Consider the following 15,433-nt stretch of genomic DNA (forward strand, 5'->3'; position numbering starts at 1 on the left):
AAAAAGCCTGCTATTTCAGCAGGCTTTTTAAAGGTTCATCTAATCAATTATCAGAAGAATTTTGACGACGCAAAATAGCCGGAATTTCAAAATCATCCAAAACCGATTGATTACCGAAGTCAGCAGCAGTCAGGTTCATACCGCGTGTGCCACGGCCTGAACGTACCAAACCATCGATGTTGTGCGATTGCTGTGCTTGTTGTGGTGCATACTCTTCGCGACCACCCAAGCTTTGCTGTACGCGTGAAGAAGTGCGTACTGGTGCGACTTGTTGATGGCCGTGTTCTTGCAAACCGGTGGCAATAATGGTCACTCGAATCGCATCTTCGCTCATGTTTTCATCTTCAGCGGTACCAAACTTACATTCGGCATCAGGGTGAGCATTGCTGTTCACCACTTTCATAATTTCGCCGTATTCAGACATTTTCAGGCAACCTGGTGCAGTGGTCACATTCACCAATACACCGCGTGCGCCATCCAAGGTTACGCCATCCAGCAATGGGCTGGAAATCGCTTGTTCGGTCGCCAAACGTGCACGATCAATACCTTGAGCAAAGCCCGAGCCCATCATGGCCATACCTTTAATGCCCATCACGTTTTTCACGTCGGCAAAGTCAACGTTGATGAAACCAGGGTTGGTCACCACTTCAGAAATACCGGCAACGGCGTTACGCAATACATCGTCTGCCGCACGGAATGCTTCACGCATGGTGGCATCTTCACCCAAGACGGTGAATAATTTGTCATTCGGGATCACGATCAGAGAATCCACTTGGCTCTTCAATTGCTCCAAACCGTTTTGAGCGATATGTCCGCGTTTATTACCTTCAAAATTGCTCGGACGGGTTACCACGGCAACGGTCAGAATACCCATTTCTTTGGCGATTTCTGCCACTACAGGTGCCGCACCGGTACCGGTACCACCACCCATACCGGTGGTAATGAACAACATATTGGCGCCACGAATGGCATCTTCGATGGCTTCACGCTCTTCTTGAGCAGCCGCACGTCCAATTTCAGGATTGGCACCCGCACCCAAACCACGGGTCAGATTTGTGCCCAATTGAATACGTTTGGCCGCATTGTTTTTACCCAATGATTGGGCATCTGTATTGGCACTGATGAATTCCACACCTTGAATGGTGTTTTCAATCATGTTGTTGATGGCATTGCAGCCACCGCCACCCAAACCAATCACTTTAATGACTGCAGGGCTTGCGGCTGATTCCGCTACGTCGTAAACAAATTCCATTCAATACTCCTCCGCGCCCTGCTGTGAGGACGGTTAAAAATAAATTCTCACTGTATATTATATAAGAAGTATCCGATCACTTGCAAAATACTTCTGCCATGAACCATATCTGTTCGTTTTCCTCAGCGCTTTTTAAACAAAAAACATACAGTCTGCTTTCAGACAGCCTAAACAATGATACCAACCGAATAGGCCGTCTGAACATCTACCATAACAAATTAGCAACTTTAACGGATTAAAAATTATCTTTTAAGAATTTTTGGAAGCGCGCCCACAAGCTGAGTTTTTCACCGCTATCACCGCCAACATGTACCGCGCCGGTTACCGGGCTACCGTCTTCTTCGCCGCGTGCTACTTGTAATAAGCCGATGGCAGTCGCATAGCGCGGATTACGGATACGCTCTGATACGCCTCCCATTTCTTGCGGTACACCGATACGCGCCGGCAGATTGAAGATTTCTTCTGTTAACTCGACAATACCGGTCAACATAGATGCACCACCGGTCAACACGATACCGGAAGTCAACACTTCTTCAGGGAAGCCTGAGCGGCGCAACTCGTTTAAGGTCAATTCCAAAATTTCTTCCACACGCGGGCCAATCACACTAGCCAATACACGGCGTGAAATTTGGCGCGGCAAACGGTCGCCCACGCTTGGCACTTCAACCATTTCGTCCAAGCCTTCCATGGTTGGAATGGCCACGCCGTAATGGATTTTGATGTATTCGGCGGCGCTGTGCGGCGTACGTAAAGCTTGCGCCAAATCTTTGGTGATCAAGTCGCCTGCTACCGGAATGACGGCGGTATGGCGAATGGCGCCGTTGGTATAAACCGCAATGTCAGTCGTGCCACCACCGATATCGATCACACACACGCCCAAATCTTTTTCATCTTCAGTCAACACGGCTTGGCCGCTGGCCAAAGGTTGCAGCATGATTTGATCCATCTGCAAATCGCAACGCTGAATGCATTTTTGGATGTTTTGCAAAGCGGTATTGGCGCCGGTAATGATGTGCACCCGCGTATCCAAGCGCACGCCGCTCATGCCGATTGGCTCCTTTACGCCCGGCTGGTTATCGATGATGTATTCCTGCACCACGGTATGCAAAATATTGTGGTCAGGCGGGATGTTGATGGCTTTGGCGGTTTCGATGGCGCGGTCGATATCGGCCTGCGTCACCTCGCCGTCTTTGATTTTCACCACGCCTTGCGAATTCAGGCTGCGGATGTGGTTACCGGCAATACCCGTGGTGACACGGGAAATTTTGGTATCGGCCATTAATTCGGCTTCATTTACTGCTTGTTTGATGGCTTGTGCAGTCGCATCGATATTGGTCACCATCCCGGCTTTCAAGCCGCGTGATGGCGCCTGACCCAAACCGACAATATGGATTTCATTGTCTTCTTGCACTTCCCCGATGAGTGCAATCACTTTTGACGTGCCGATGTCTAATGCACTGATGTATTTGCCTTGTTCCATAAATTCCCATTCATTTCGCTAATGTTGTATTTTTTTACTGAGCCTGATTATTCAGACGGCCCATCCAAAGGTTGTTTGTATCGCACCGAAAAACCGTCTTTATAACGCATATCGACATACGATAAACGGTCGCGATGTTTTTGCAGCAGGCTTGGCCAAATTTCGGCGAAAAACTGCAAGCGTTTGATTTCATGCTCGCGCCCTAAGCGCACGGTAATGCCGTTGTCCAACACCACCGACCAAGCCGAACGCGGCGTGTAAATCAGCTCTTTCACTTTCAAATCACGCGCACCGAGAATGCCGGTAAATTCGTTGTAGTGTTTCACCATATCTTTACCGGTACCGGGCTGGCCTTCGAAAACCGGCAAATCCTGCTCCAGCGTGGCTTGGAACACATTGCCTTTGGTATCGACCAAACCCGATTTTTTCCATTTTGCGATGGCTATGCGCTCGGTCAGATGAATTTCAACGGTATCCGGCAAGCGTCGGCGCACCAAAGCCGAATCCACCCAAGGCAATTGTTGAAAAGCTTCTTGCGCGGCATTCATGTCGGCGCGAAAAATATTGCCGACCAAATGTTTTTGCGCAATGGTTTGCAGCTCTTTGCCATCAATATGGGTCAGCTTGCCTTCAATAGCAACCTGTTTGATGGGAAAGTGGTCTGAATGATACACCCATGCCACACCTGTGCCGATGAGCAACAGCACCACCAACACACTCAACCATCTTGTTAACCGCCTCAAGGCGCCGGCATCATCCCACATGAGCAGTTTTCAAAATTTCAAGACATAAATCGGCAAAATCCAAGCCGGTTTGTGCGGCGGATTTCGGTACTAAACTGTGACTGGTCATACCCGGCAAGGTATTGATTTCCAACAGATACAGCTTACCATCTGTATCTTTCAGAAAGTCAACGCGCACACAACCTTCCGCGCCAATCGCCTGCGCACCGCGTACCGCCAACTCGCGCATCAAGGCTTCATCGCTCTCGCTCAAATCAGATGGACATTGGTAAACGGTATCGTCGCGCTGGTATTTGGCTTCCCAGTCGTAGAACTCGGTTTGCGGAATAATGTGGATGCTCGGCAAACCGCGGTTGCCCAATACCGGACAAGAATATTCACCGCCGCCAATGAAACGTTCGGCAATAATCTCACCCTGCAAATGCTTTAATTCTTCGTAAACCGCTTTCAGACGGCCTGCTTCTTTCACTTTTACCACGCCGACGCTGCTGCCTTCTGCCGCCGGTTTGACAAACATCGGCAAACCTAAGGTTTTTTCAACCGCATCGAAATCGCTGTCGTCACGCAAAACAGCAAATTCCGGCACAGGCAAGCCCAAAGCCTGCCAAATCAGTTTGCAACGGTATTTATCCATACCGATGGCCGAAGCGGCCACACCGCTGCCGGTGTAAGGCATGTTCATCAATTCCAACGCGCCTTGAATCACGCCATCTTCGCCGTAAGTGCCGTGTAAGATATTGAAGGCCGTCTGAAAACCTTGGGTTTTCAATTCGCCTAACGGGGTTTCTTTCGGGTCGAACGCATGCGCATCAACACCTTTGCTTTTCAGAGCCGCCAAAATCGCGGCGCCGCTATCTAAGGAAACGTCGCGTTCGGTTGAGAAACCGCCCATCAACACGGCCACTTTGCCAAAATTCTGCATACTGCTTGTCTTTCTAATCTTTCAGACGGCCAAACTTATTCAGACGGCCTTTCCCATTATTATTGTTTGCTCGCATCCAACATGGCTTGCGGTACTTTATTGATGCTGCCAGCACCCATGGTCAACACCACATCGCCATCTTGCAACACATTCAGCAACATTTCCGGTAATTCGGCTACGTTTTCGCAGTAAATCGGCTCTAGTTTACCCAATACGCGAATGGCGCGCGCCAAGGCACGCGAATCGGCGGCGGCAATCGGTTCTTCACCGGCGGCATACACTTCGGTCAACACCAGCGAATCAACGGTATTCAATACCTTGGTAAAGTCTTCAAACAAATCGCGGGTACGCGTGTAGCGGTGTGGTTGGAATGCCAACACCAAACGCTTATCCGGATACGCACCACGCGCGGCGGCCACAGTGGCGGCCATTTCCACCGGATGGTGGCCGTAATCGTCAACCAACAGCGCTTTACCGCCTTTTGGCAAGGCCACTTCACCATATTTTTGGAAACGGCGGCCAACACCGGCAAAGCCGAGCAAGCCTTGTTGGATGGCTTCAACCGAAGCGCCCACTTCTAAGGCCACACCGATGGCGGCCAAAGCGTTCAATACATTATGGCGACCCGGCATATTCAACACCACTTCAAACGGCGCTTGCTCGTGGCCTTTCATGTTGACATGCACGGTAAATTTCATTTGCGCACCGACGTTTTCAATATTGGTGGCGTAAATATCCGCAGTATCGTCCAAGCCATAAGTGGCAAACGGTTTGCTCACTTTTGGCACAATCGCACGCACGTATTCGCTGTCGATACACAAAAATGCTTTACCGTAAAACGGCATGCGGTGAATAAAATCGATGAAGGCCTGATGCAGCTTTTCCACGCTGTGGCCGTATGTATCCATGTGATCTTCATCGATGTTGGTCACCACCGACATAATCGGCGTCAAATGCAGAAAAGACGCATCCGATTCATCGGCTTCGGCCACGATGTATTCGCCCTGACCCAAACGGGCATTCGAACCGGCGGCAGTAAGTTTGCCACCAATCACAAAAGTGGGATCCAACCCGGCGGCCGCCAAAATCGAAGCGGTCAGGCTGGTAGTAGTAGTTTTACCGTGGGTACCGGCAATAGCGATGCCGTCACGGAAACGCATCAGTTCCGCCAGCATCAGTGCGCGCGGAATCACAGGAATATGCTGCTCATTGGCCGCCACCACTTCAGGATTATCGGATTTTACGGCGGTAGAGGTCACCACCACATCGGCGCCATTCACGTGTTCGGCGGTATGTCCGGGGTACACTTGAATACCCAAGGCCGATAAGTGCTCGGTGGTGGCGTTTTTCGACTGGTCGGAACCGGAAACCTTAAAACCCAAATTGTGCAACACTTCAGCAATGCCGCACATGCCGACGCCGCCGATGCCGACAAAGTGAATATTGGTTACTCGATTTTTCATCATGATTTCTGTCCCGAAGTCAATTTTTACGTAAAAGCGTTATTCTAAAGGGCTGCTGCGTTATGCGCCATTGTTTTATTGTAAAGGATAATTAACATAGCATGTCAGGCCGTCTGAAAACTGCCCTACTCTTTTCAAACGGCCTATTTAAAAGACTCAACCCACTATATCAATCGCGGCTTGTGCCACATCATCCGCGCTGTGCGGCAAGGCCAATGTGCGTGCTTGTTCTGCCCATTGCAAACATTGTTCGCGCGTTAAACCGCTCAACACTTCGGCCAATTTTTCCGGCGTCAACTGCGGCTGTGGCAACAGCAAACCGGCTTGCGCGCGCACCATAAAACGGGCATTGGCAGTTTGGTGGTCATCCACCGCATGCGGATACGGCACCAACAACGCGCCGACACCGGCAGCAGTCAATTCAGCAATCGTCAGCGCACCGGCGCGGCAAATCACCAAATCAGCATCGCGATACGCCGATACCATGTCGGTAATAAATTCCACGCACTCAGCTTCCACGCCCAAGGCATCATAGTCGGCCTGTAGGCTGCCCAATTTGTTGCGACCGGATTGATGATACATTTGCGGGCGCTCATTCTCAGGCAATAAAGCCAACGCTTTCGGCAAGGTTTGGTTCAGAATATCTGCACCCAAGCTGCCGCCCATCACCAATATTTTCAGACGGCCTGCTCTACCGGCAAAGCGTTCTGCCGGTGTCGGCAAATTGGCAATATCTGCGCGCACGGGATTGCCGACCAAACCGTTTTCGTGTTCAAACGCTTTCGGGAAGGCATACAGCACGCGTTTCGCCCAGCGTGACAATTGGCGGTTGGACAAACCGGCCACGGCATTTTGCTCGTGAATCACAATCGGCACGCCGCACAATTTGGCTGCCACACCGCCCGGAAAAGTCACAAAACCACCAAAACCAATCACGCAGGCCACGCGGTGTTCTTTGATGATGCGCTGTGCCGCGCGAACGGTTTTAAACAGCGTAAACGGCAGCATCAGCTTGCGTTTCAAACCATTGCCGCGCACACCTTTAATCGCCAAGGTTTCCAATAAAATATTGTATTGCGGCACGATACGTGTTTCCATTGCGCCTTCGCTACCCAGCCAAATCACATGATGGCCGCGCGCACGCAAGGAGTCGGCCACAGCCAATGCCGGAAAAATATGGCCGCCGGTACCGCCGGCCATCAACATAAATGTCTTACCGCCCATTTATTCTATCCTTCTATCTGATAACCGCGCATTTTTTGGCGGTTTTCATAATCAATCCGCAACAACAATGTCATGCAGATTAACATAATCACCACAGCCGAACCACCGTACGACATCAACGGCAAGGGTAAGCCCTTGGTTGGTAGAATACCGATGTTTACACCGATATTAAAGAAACTCTGAATCCAAATCCAAATGCCGATACCGTTGGCTACATAGGCGCTGAAAATCAAATCCAAATCCCGCGCCTGCTTGCCGATGGAAAAAGCTCGCACCACCAGCCAGCCATAACAAAACACCAGCACACACATGCCCAAAAAGCCGAATTCTTCGCCAATCACGGCGAAAATAAAGTCGGTATGCGCTTCAGGCAGGTAAAAGCGTTTTTCCAAACTCGCCCCTAAACCCACGCCCAACCATTCGCCGCGTGCAATCGCCATCAAGGAATGGGTCAACTGATAGCCCTTGCCCAATGGATCTGCCCATGGATCAAGAAAGCCAGCAAATCGTGCCATACGGTAAGGCGCAGCCACAATCAAGCCGCCCATACCGATCAACACCATCATCGACATCATGGCAAAATATTTCGGCGGGAAACCGGCCAAATACAGCATTCCCATAATGATGCCGATAATCACCGCAAACGAGCCGAAATCGGGTTGTGCCATAATCAAAATCAGGCCGACCACCAACAGCGAGCCCGGTTTGATGATTTTTTTCACACTCTGCAACACTTCCGCTTTGCGTGTAAACAAACTGGCTAAATACAGAATCACAGCCAATTTAAACATTTCGGTCGGCTGCAGGTTAATCGGACCGATGTGAATCCAGCGCGTCGCACCGTTAATCTCACGCCCCACGCCCAATACCACAACCAACAATATCCCGCACAAGGCGAAATACCACGGCATAAACTTTTTCCAAGACGTCATTTTGAAAAGAGAAATAATGCCGCACACAACCACACCCAAAATGATAAAAATTGCCTGCTTATACAAAAAAGAATACTGATTACCGCCTTCAGCGGCCGCATACGCAATCGAAGCCGAATAAATCATCAGCAGACTGAATGCCGTCAGCAGAATAATCATCCACAACAACGAAACATCGATTTTTTGACCGCTGCGTACAATAGGCCTGTCTAAGAATCGGGATACATGACGGGATATATAATTAGAAAGTTTAGTTAGGACATTCATGTTAAAAAAGCATTGCAGCTTGAGTAAAGTGTTCAGACGGCCTGACATATTCAGGCCGTCTGAACAGAGATTATTCTTATGAATTAAATGGTTATTTCAGTGGCGCGTTCAGACGGCCTACAAAGCCCGAAATGCCTCGATAAACACTTCCGCCCGATGCGCATAACCAGTAAACATATCAAAGCTGGCGCAAGACGGACTCAACAACACCACATCGCCCGCTTCAGCTTGGGCATAGGCCGTCTGAACCGCTTCTTGCAGAGTAGCGCAATCGGTCATCGCCACGCCGCAATCGGCTAAATCACGGCGAATCAGCGGCGCGTCTTCGCCAATCAGCAACACGCCTTTAGCCTTGCCTGCCAACACGTTTTTCAGCGGCGAGAAATCTTGGCCTTTACCCACACCGCCCAAAATTACCCACAGCGGATTTTGCAAACCGGCAATTGCGGCAGCGGTGGCACCGACATTGGTGCCTTTGCTGTCGTCGATAAAAATCACGCCGTTTTTCTCACCGATTTTTTCCACGCGGTGCGGCAGGCCTTGGAAGGTTTTGACGTGTTCCAACAAAGCTTCGCGCGGCAAACCAATGGCTTCACACAAGGCTACTGCCGCCAGCACATTGGCCGCATTGTGCAGACCTTGCAGCGGAATATCGGCTGTGGCCAGCAAATTATCGCTACCGTGTTTCAGACGGCCTGTTTCGCGTTCCAGCCAATAATCGGCCGTATGTTCAATCGAAAACCATTTTACTTCGCACTCGGCCCGTTTCATGGCGCGGCAGAATACATCGTCCGCATTCAATACCTGCACGCCTTCGCCACGGAAAATTTTGTCTTTGGCATGGGCGTAATCAAGCAAATCATCGTAGCGGTCGAGATGGTCTTCGGAAATATTCAATACCGTCGCCGCGCTCGGGCGCAGGTTTTCGGTGTTTTCCAATTGGAAGCTGGACAATTCCAACACCCACACATCGGCTTTTTTGCCTTCACGCTGCAATTCGGCTTCCAACACCGGCGTACCGATATTACCCGCAATCACGGTATCCAAGCCGCATTTGATACACAAATAGCCGACCAAACTGGTGACGGTGGTTTTGCCGTTGCTGCCTGTGATGGCAATCACTTTATCGCCGCGCTCGTTCAACACACCGGCCAATATTTCAATGTCGCCCAACACGCGGCCGCCATTGGCTTTAAATTCGGCAATATCCGGCTGACGCTCGCTGATGCCCGGACTGATGGCCAGCGTATCGAAACCTTCTGCCAACGCATCTTTCAGACGGCCTGTATAAAACTTCAAGCCGTCAAACATTTTACCGATTTGCGCCACGCGCTCAGGCTTAAGTGCCGCATCGTAAGCCGCCACTTCGGCACCGGCTTGACGCAGAAATGCAATCATCGAAATGCCCGAGCCGCCCAAACCTGCGACCAATACTTTTTTATTTTGCCAATTCATTTTGTGTTCGATTCAATAGGTTTTATTGTGGATATTCAGGCCGTCTGAAAAAATCCGTTTACATCATAACGCGGCAGCATTTCCTGCAACGCGGCCAGTCTGTCTTCCGGGCTGCTGGCGCCGGGTGGCATCGGCGGCGCAACACCGTCTTCATGTTGATTGCGCATCCAATCGGCCATGGCATAGATTTGCAGCAGCAAAGGTTCGGCCAGCTTTTTGTCGACTTCTAATTCACTCAAGGCTTGGGCAAAACAGGCCACCCATTCGTCGCGCACTTGGCTTTTTACGGCAAACGGCATATGGCGCGCACGAAGTTGTGGATGGCCGTATTTTTGTTCAAACAAAGGCGGCCCACCGAGCCAACCGCTGAAAAATTCGTAGAGCTTGTCGCGAATCAAGGCCATATCGTCGCCATGCATTTCGCGCAAGGCTTGATATTTTGGCTCGAGTTCCATTAAGTCGTAAAAACGGTCAGTCAAGGCACGCACACCTTGCTCACCGCCTAATGCGTGATACATAGCTGCTCCAAAGCCGTCTGAACGATAAAGCATTCAGACGGCCTGTTTTCATTAGCGAATTTTCAAGGTGCTCAAACCAATCAGCACCAACACAATGGTGATAATCCAAAAGCGCACCACCACTTGCGTTTCTTTCCAGCCTTTTTGTTCGTAATGGTGATGAATCGGCGCCATCAGGAAAATGCGTTTTTTGGTGCGCTTATACCAGCCGACCTGCAACATCACCGAAATCGCTTCCACCACAAACAAACCGCCCATGATGAACAACACGATTTCCTGACGCACAATCACGGCCACCGTACCCAAAGCCGCGCCCAAGGCCAATGCACCCACGTCGCCCATAAAGACTTGCGCCGGATACGCGTTAAACCACAAAAAGCCCAAACACGCCCCACACATCGCCGCGCAGAATATCACCACTTCATTGGCGCCGGCCACATAAGGCAATTGCAGATAGCGGGCAAATTCGGTGTGGCCGCTGGCATAGGCAAAAATGGCCAAACCGCCGGCTACCAACACCACAGGGAACGCAGCCAAACCGTCCAAACCGTCGGTCAGGTTCACCGCATTGGATGTGCCGACAATCACCAGATAAGTCAGCACTACAAAGCCGATGCCGCCCAAAGGATAAGCAATTTGCTTGAAAAACGGCACGATAAATTCGGTGCTAGAAGGCAGTTCGGCCGCGTAAAACAGGAAAATACCGGCCAGCAAAGCCACAGTCGATTGCCACACCATTTTGAATTTGGCCGATACGCCGTCTGGGGCTTTATAAACCACTTTGCGCCAGTCGTCGTAGAAACCCAGCGCGCCGGTTGACAGCAACACCGCCAGCAAAATCCAGATATACGGATTGCCCCAATTACCCCACAGCAAAGTCGATACGGCAATCGCGGTCAAAATCAGCGAGCCGCCCATGGTTGGCGTGCCGTTTTTCACCAAGTGGGTTTGCGGACCATCGGTACGCACCGCTTGGCCGACTTTCAACGCCGTCAGCTTGCGAATTGTCCACGGACCGAGCAGCAGTGAAAACACCAGCGCGGTCAATGCCGCCATCACCGCACGGAATGTGGTGTATTGGAAAACGTTCAGCGCAGTAAACCAATCGCTGAAATGGGCAAGCCATAAAAACATTCAAACTTCCTTTTTTACTTTTTGGTCAGCAAGGCAACACCGCTGCCCTGCTAGGTTAAATGATGATGACAGGCCGTCTGAAAAACCAATCGGTTCAGACGGCATTCAATAATTTCAGACGGCCTCTGCATTGATCAATGCTTCGACCACTTCTTCCATTTTCATAAAGCGCGAACCCTTCACCAGCACATGCGCGTTTGGCGGCAAATCATGGCTCATCACTTGAATCAGCGGGTCTTTGGCCGCAAACCACAAGCCATCGGCACCAAATGTTTCCGCTGCTTCCACGCTGTCGTCGCCGACAAAATAGGCAAACTCAATACCTTTGTCACGCGCATATGCACCGACTTCGGCGTGCATGGCGGCAGCTTCGTCTTCGCCCAACTCACCCATATCGCCCATCACAAACACGCGCGGTGCAGGCAGGGCGGCCAATACGTCCAGCGCGGCTTTCATGCTGTCGGGATTGGCATTATAGGTATCATCAATCAGAGTCGCGCCTTTAATGCCTTGTTTGATTTGCAAGCGGCCTTTGATGTTGCTGAAATGTTTGAGGCCGTCTGAAATCTGTTGCAGGTTCAAGCCCGCTGCGTGCGCCAAAGCGGCTGCCGCACAAGCATTGCTGACATTGTGTTTACCTGGCACCGGTAACACCACCGCCGCACGTTCGCCGCCGCACACCAAATCAAATTCGCATGATAAAGGCTTCAACACGATATTTTCGGCGTGCACATCGCCACTTTCCGCTCCGAAAGTTTTCACGTTCAGACGGCCTGTGGCGGCTTTGAAAGTGTCGATATTGGCATCTTCACAAGGAATCAAGGCGAGGCCGTCTGAAGCCAAGCCTTCGTAAATTTCGCTTTTGGCTTTGGCAATATCGCCCACGCCGTCAAAACCGCAACCGACGTGCGCGCGCAAGGCATTGTTTACCAGCGCCACATCGGGCTGGGCGATGCGGGTCAACAGCGACAATTCACCGAAATGGTTCATGCCCATTTCAATCACGGCATAACGGTGTTTCTCATTTAATTTCAACAAGGTCAGCGGCAAGCCGATGTGGTTGTTGAAATTACCGGCGGTGGCCAACACGGCTTCATCGCCGAACTGATGGCGCAACACACCGGCCAGCATTCCTTTTACCGTGGTTTTGCCGCTTGAGCCGGTCACGCCGAACACAAACGGATCCACATTATCCCGCCACGCTTTGGCCAAAGTTTGCAAGGCCGCCAAGGTATCTTCTACCTTCAACGCACCTTCCAGCCACGCACAATCTTCACGCGATACCACTACTGCCGCCGCACCGCATTCCAACACATCGCCGACAAAATCATGCGCGTCGAAATGTTCGCCTGCCAGCGCAAAAAACACATCGCCGCTTTGAATGTCGCGGCTGTCGGTCACAATGCGCTGCACCGGCTGATTTTCAGACGGCATAGACAGGTTGAGGGCTTGGCAGATGAAATGTAAATCTAAAGGTTTCATGGTTTCTTTGGCTGGTTTATTTTTTTTCAGACGGCCTATCAAAAGCTGAGGCCGTCTGAAAAGATGGCTGTGTACGCCAATAATTAGGCGGCGCATTTTTTAGGGCGGATAATTTTACCTACTTATTCTGATTAATCAAGGGATAAGGATTCACCGCACCGCTTGGCAGATAAACGCCGTAATGCAAATGCGGCCGCGTGCCTTTGGCATTGCCCGTGTCGCCAACATAACCGATGGTTTGTCCGGCTTTCACGCGCTGGTTGAGTTTGATGTTGGCAAATTTATTCAAGTGGGCATAATAATGCCATGCGCCGGGGCCTTGAATACCGATGACTTTGCCGCCAAGTTTGTTGTTGCCGATTTTGGTCACCACGCCGTTGGTGGTGCTGCGGATTTTAGTATTTTTCTTGGCGAAAATGTCCACACCTTCATGTCGGCGGCCGTGACTGCGGGCAGCCTGCCATGTATCGCTGAAGCGATGACCTTTGACCGGATTCATCAAGCTGCCGGCAGTTGGTGGCGTTTGCGCGCGCAAATGGGCGATTTCGGCATTGGGGCGCGGCAGTTTTCCGCTGCTGCAACCAAACAATAAAACGAAGGCGGCACCGATTAAAAAAGCACGGTGAAGTGTGTGGGGCATGAATATTCTTTCTTGTTCAGACGGCCTGCTTCATCAAGGCCGTCTGAAATCAACCTTGTACTTTTTCTGCTTTCAAAATCACCTGATATTGCTCCATGGCCGAACGGAAGGCTTCATCGGCCGCTTCTACTTGGTCGGTTTGGAACGCATTTTCGGCACGGCGGAAATGTTCTTCGCCCAGCGCCCATTGGTCAGGGTGTTTTTTGGCGTATTTTTTGGCATAGGTGCGGTTGTTCATCACCAAATGGCGCAAGCCGTATAAAGTGTATTGTGGATTGACGCTGTGGCTGGTTTTATTGAATTTAAACACTTCGCCGCTGCTATTTTCTGCTTGGGCAGCCGGCTTCTCCACTGCTTTTTCGCCGCAGGCAGTCAATGCCAATATGGCAGCCATGCACAGGCCGATGGTGTATTTCATGGTGTCGCCTTTCCGGATTAACGCTCGTCCAACGCGGCTTTGGCAATTTCAAAGTCGGAAAAATGATGCTTCACGCCCTGCATGTCTTGGTAGGTTTCGTGGCCTTTTCCGGCAATTAAAATGATGTCGTTTGCCGCCGCATGGGCAACGGCATATTCAATTGCCGCTTTACGGTCGGCTTCGACTTTTTCAGGCTGGCGCACTGCAGGCAGAATATCGTTGATGATGTCTTGCGGATGCTCCATGCGTGGATTGTCGCTGGTCACGACCACTTTATCCGCTCCAGCCACTGCCGCCGCGCCCATCAGCGGGCGTTTACCGCGGTCGCGATTGCCACCGCAGCCAAACACACACCACAGCGCGGCATCGTTCGATTTGATTTCCTGCAAGGTGGCCAAGGCTTTTTCCAACGCATCCGGCGTGTGCGCGTAATCGACCACCACCAAAGGCTTGCCACTATTCATGATGCAATCCATGCGACCGGTAGCCGGTCGGATTTGCGCCAAAACCTGCAATACTTTATCCAGCGGATAACCATTGGCACACAGCAAGCCGACACATGAGGCCAAATTCTGCGCGTTGAATCGGCCCAGCAAACCGCTGTTGCATTCGCCTTTGCCCCATGGCGTATCAAACACCACGGTCATGCCGTCTGAAGATGCTTGAAACTCAACAATACGGATATCCGCATCAGCATGAAAACCATAGCCATACACCGCCAATTCAGGCTTATCTTGTTTCAGACGGCCTACTAAAGCCGCGCCGTATTCATCATCGACATTAATCACGGCGTGTTTCAAACCCTGCCAGTAAAACAGACGGGCTTTGATGTCGCCGTACGCTTCCATGGTGCCGTGATAATCGAGATGGTCGCGTGTGAGGTTGGTAAAAATGGCCGTCTGAAACGGTACGCCGTTGACACGGAATTGATCTAAACCGTGGCTCGACACTTCCATCGCTGCCACAGTAGCACCTTGTTGTTTGAATTTATGCAGCAAGGTTTGCACGGTGACCGGATCAGGGGTGGTGTGGCTGGTTTCTTCCAGCTTACCCCAAAAGCCATTGCCGACTGTGCCGATAATGGCGCATGGTTCACCCAATAAATCAGCAGCTTGCGCCAGCCATTGGGTGATGGAGGTTTTGCCGTTGGTACCGGTTACGCCCCATACTTTGAGGCCGTCTGAAACATTGCCGTACACTTCGGCCGCTAAAATACCCGCACGGTGTTTCAAATCTCTAATGCCTTGATTGGGCACATTCCATTCTGGATTCCAAGTAAAGCGGCCGTCATCGTCCCAAAACACAAATACCGCGCCATTGGCAATCGCCGCCGGAATATAGCTGCGGCCATCGGTGTATTCGCCTTGGCAGGCAACGAAAATATCACCGGCCTTGATTTGGCGGCTGTCTGAATGCAACAAACGCCCTGCTGCGTTTTCACACAGCAGAGCAGGTAAGTCGGTTTCAGCCAATGGAATTAACTCGCTGAACATAATATTCTCT

The 15,433-nt window shown here is 51.0% G+C and carries 14 protein-coding genes; all 14 read right to left on the reverse strand.

Annotated elements, in window-relative coordinates; translation table 11 throughout:
* Positions 1 to 43: 43 nt before the first annotated feature.
* Positions 44 to 1,252 carry a cell division protein FtsZ gene (gene ftsZ / locus CRG49_RS00980; RefSeq protein ID WP_095502321.1) on the reverse strand — a complete coding sequence of 403 codons (1,209 nt, stop codon included), beginning with the start codon at positions 1,250 to 1,252 and terminating at the stop codon, positions 44 to 46.
* Between the two features lie 235 nt (positions 1,253 to 1,487).
* Complete coding sequence (gene ftsA, locus CRG49_RS00985; protein WP_095502320.1) at positions 1,488 to 2,732, reverse strand: cell division protein FtsA; 1,245 nt, start codon at positions 2,730 to 2,732, stop codon at positions 1,488 to 1,490.
* 47 nt (positions 2,733 to 2,779) lie between these two features.
* Positions 2,780 to 3,496, reverse strand: a complete 717-nt coding sequence (locus CRG49_RS00990; protein ID WP_095502319.1) for a cell division protein FtsQ/DivIB — start codon at positions 3,494 to 3,496, stop codon at positions 2,780 to 2,782.
* Positions 3,486 to 4,397 (reverse strand): D-alanine--D-alanine ligase, encoded by a 912-nt coding sequence (locus tag CRG49_RS00995; RefSeq protein ID WP_095502318.1) that lies wholly within the window; start codon positions 4,395 to 4,397, stop codon positions 3,486 to 3,488. Before CRG49_RS00995 ends, CRG49_RS00990 begins: the two co-directional genes overlap by 11 nt.
* Positions 4,398 to 4,456: 59 nt before the next feature.
* Entirely contained in the window at positions 4,457 to 5,863 is a 1,407-nt protein-coding gene (murC, locus tag CRG49_RS01000; RefSeq protein ID WP_195714675.1) for a UDP-N-acetylmuramate--L-alanine ligase, read from the reverse strand.
* A gap of 153 nt (positions 5,864 to 6,016) precedes the next feature.
* Positions 6,017 to 7,084: an undecaprenyldiphospho-muramoylpentapeptide beta-N-acetylglucosaminyltransferase gene (murG, locus tag CRG49_RS01005; RefSeq protein WP_095502316.1), complete on the reverse strand. Its 1,068-nt coding sequence runs from the start codon at positions 7,082 to 7,084 to the stop codon at positions 6,017 to 6,019.
* Positions 7,085 to 7,089: 5 nt separating this feature from the next.
* A complete protein-coding gene (gene ftsW / locus CRG49_RS01010; protein ID WP_095502328.1) occupies positions 7,090 to 8,283 on the reverse strand; it encodes a putative lipid II flippase FtsW in 1,194 nt (397 codons plus the stop codon).
* 117 nt (positions 8,284 to 8,400) lie between these two features.
* Entirely contained in the window at positions 8,401 to 9,738 is a 1,338-nt protein-coding gene (gene murD, locus CRG49_RS01015; protein ID WP_095502315.1) for a UDP-N-acetylmuramoyl-L-alanine--D-glutamate ligase, read from the reverse strand.
* Positions 9,739 to 9,773: 35 nt separating this feature from the next.
* Positions 9,774 to 10,256 (reverse strand): group II truncated hemoglobin, encoded by a 483-nt coding sequence (locus tag CRG49_RS01020; RefSeq protein ID WP_095502314.1) that lies wholly within the window; start codon positions 10,254 to 10,256, stop codon positions 9,774 to 9,776.
* A gap of 51 nt (positions 10,257 to 10,307) precedes the next feature.
* Entirely contained in the window at positions 10,308 to 11,390 is a 1,083-nt protein-coding gene (mraY, locus tag CRG49_RS01025) for a phospho-N-acetylmuramoyl-pentapeptide-transferase (protein WP_095502313.1), read from the reverse strand.
* 114 nt (positions 11,391 to 11,504) lie between these two features.
* Positions 11,505 to 12,872 (reverse strand): UDP-N-acetylmuramoyl-tripeptide--D-alanyl-D-alanine ligase, encoded by a 1,368-nt coding sequence (gene murF, locus CRG49_RS01030; protein ID WP_095502327.1) that lies wholly within the window; start codon positions 12,870 to 12,872, stop codon positions 11,505 to 11,507.
* A gap of 118 nt (positions 12,873 to 12,990) precedes the next feature.
* On the reverse strand, positions 12,991 to 13,512 hold the full coding sequence (locus CRG49_RS01035) for a M23 family metallopeptidase (protein ID WP_095502312.1): 522 nt from the start codon (positions 13,510 to 13,512) through the stop codon (positions 12,991 to 12,993).
* A gap of 49 nt (positions 13,513 to 13,561) precedes the next feature.
* Positions 13,562 to 13,930, reverse strand: a complete 369-nt coding sequence (locus CRG49_RS01040; protein ID WP_095502311.1) for a hypothetical protein — start codon at positions 13,928 to 13,930, stop codon at positions 13,562 to 13,564.
* A gap of 17 nt (positions 13,931 to 13,947) precedes the next feature.
* Positions 13,948 to 15,423, reverse strand: a complete 1,476-nt coding sequence (locus CRG49_RS01045) for a UDP-N-acetylmuramoyl-L-alanyl-D-glutamate--2,6-diaminopimelate ligase (RefSeq protein WP_095502310.1) — start codon at positions 15,421 to 15,423, stop codon at positions 13,948 to 13,950.
* Between the last annotated feature and the right edge of the window lie 10 nt (positions 15,424 to 15,433).

This window comes from Neisseria sp. N95_16 (assembly GCF_002551535.2).
GTDB classification, from domain to species: Bacteria; Pseudomonadota; Gammaproteobacteria; order Burkholderiales; family Neisseriaceae; genus Neisseria; species Neisseria brasiliensis.

Bases quoted from the DNA above. Each gene is read 5' to 3' on its own strand.
- ftsZ (WP_095502321.1), bottom strand. From the start codon at position 1,252: ATGGAATTTGTTTACGACGTAGCGGAATCAGCCGCAAGCCCTGCAGTC.
- ftsA (WP_095502320.1), bottom strand. From the start codon at position 2,732: ATGGAACAAGGCAAATACATCAGTGCATTAGACATCGGCACGTCAAAA.
- CRG49_RS00990 (WP_095502319.1), bottom strand. From the start codon at position 3,496: ATGTGGGATGATGCCGGCGCCTTGAGGCGGTTAACAAGATGGTTGAGT.
- CRG49_RS00995 (WP_095502318.1), bottom strand. From the start codon at position 4,397: ATGCAGAATTTTGGCAAAGTGGCCGTGTTGATGGGCGGTTTCTCAACC.
- murC (WP_195714675.1), bottom strand. From the start codon at position 5,863: ATGATGAAAAATCGAGTAACCAATATTCACTTTGTCGGCATCGGCGGC.
- murG (WP_095502316.1), bottom strand. From the start codon at position 7,084: ATGGGCGGTAAGACATTTATGTTGATGGCCGGCGGTACCGGCGGCCAT.
- ftsW (WP_095502328.1), bottom strand. From the start codon at position 8,283: ATGAATGTCCTAACTAAACTTTCTAATTATATATCCCGTCATGTATCC.
- murD (WP_095502315.1), bottom strand. From the start codon at position 9,738: ATGAATTGGCAAAATAAAAAAGTATTGGTCGCAGGTTTGGGCGGCTCG.
- CRG49_RS01020 (WP_095502314.1), bottom strand. From the start codon at position 10,256: ATGTATCACGCATTAGGCGGTGAGCAAGGTGTGCGTGCCTTGACTGAC.
- mraY (WP_095502313.1), bottom strand. From the start codon at position 11,390: ATGTTTTTATGGCTTGCCCATTTCAGCGATTGGTTTACTGCGCTGAAC.
- murF (WP_095502327.1), bottom strand. From the start codon at position 12,872: ATGAAACCTTTAGATTTACATTTCATCTGCCAAGCCCTCAACCTGTCT.
- CRG49_RS01035 (WP_095502312.1), bottom strand. From the start codon at position 13,512: ATGCCCCACACACTTCACCGTGCTTTTTTAATCGGTGCCGCCTTCGTT.
- CRG49_RS01040 (WP_095502311.1), bottom strand. From the start codon at position 13,930: ATGAAATACACCATCGGCCTGTGCATGGCTGCCATATTGGCATTGACT.
- CRG49_RS01045 (WP_095502310.1), bottom strand. From the start codon at position 15,423: ATGTTCAGCGAGTTAATTCCATTGGCTGAAACCGACTTACCTGCTCTG.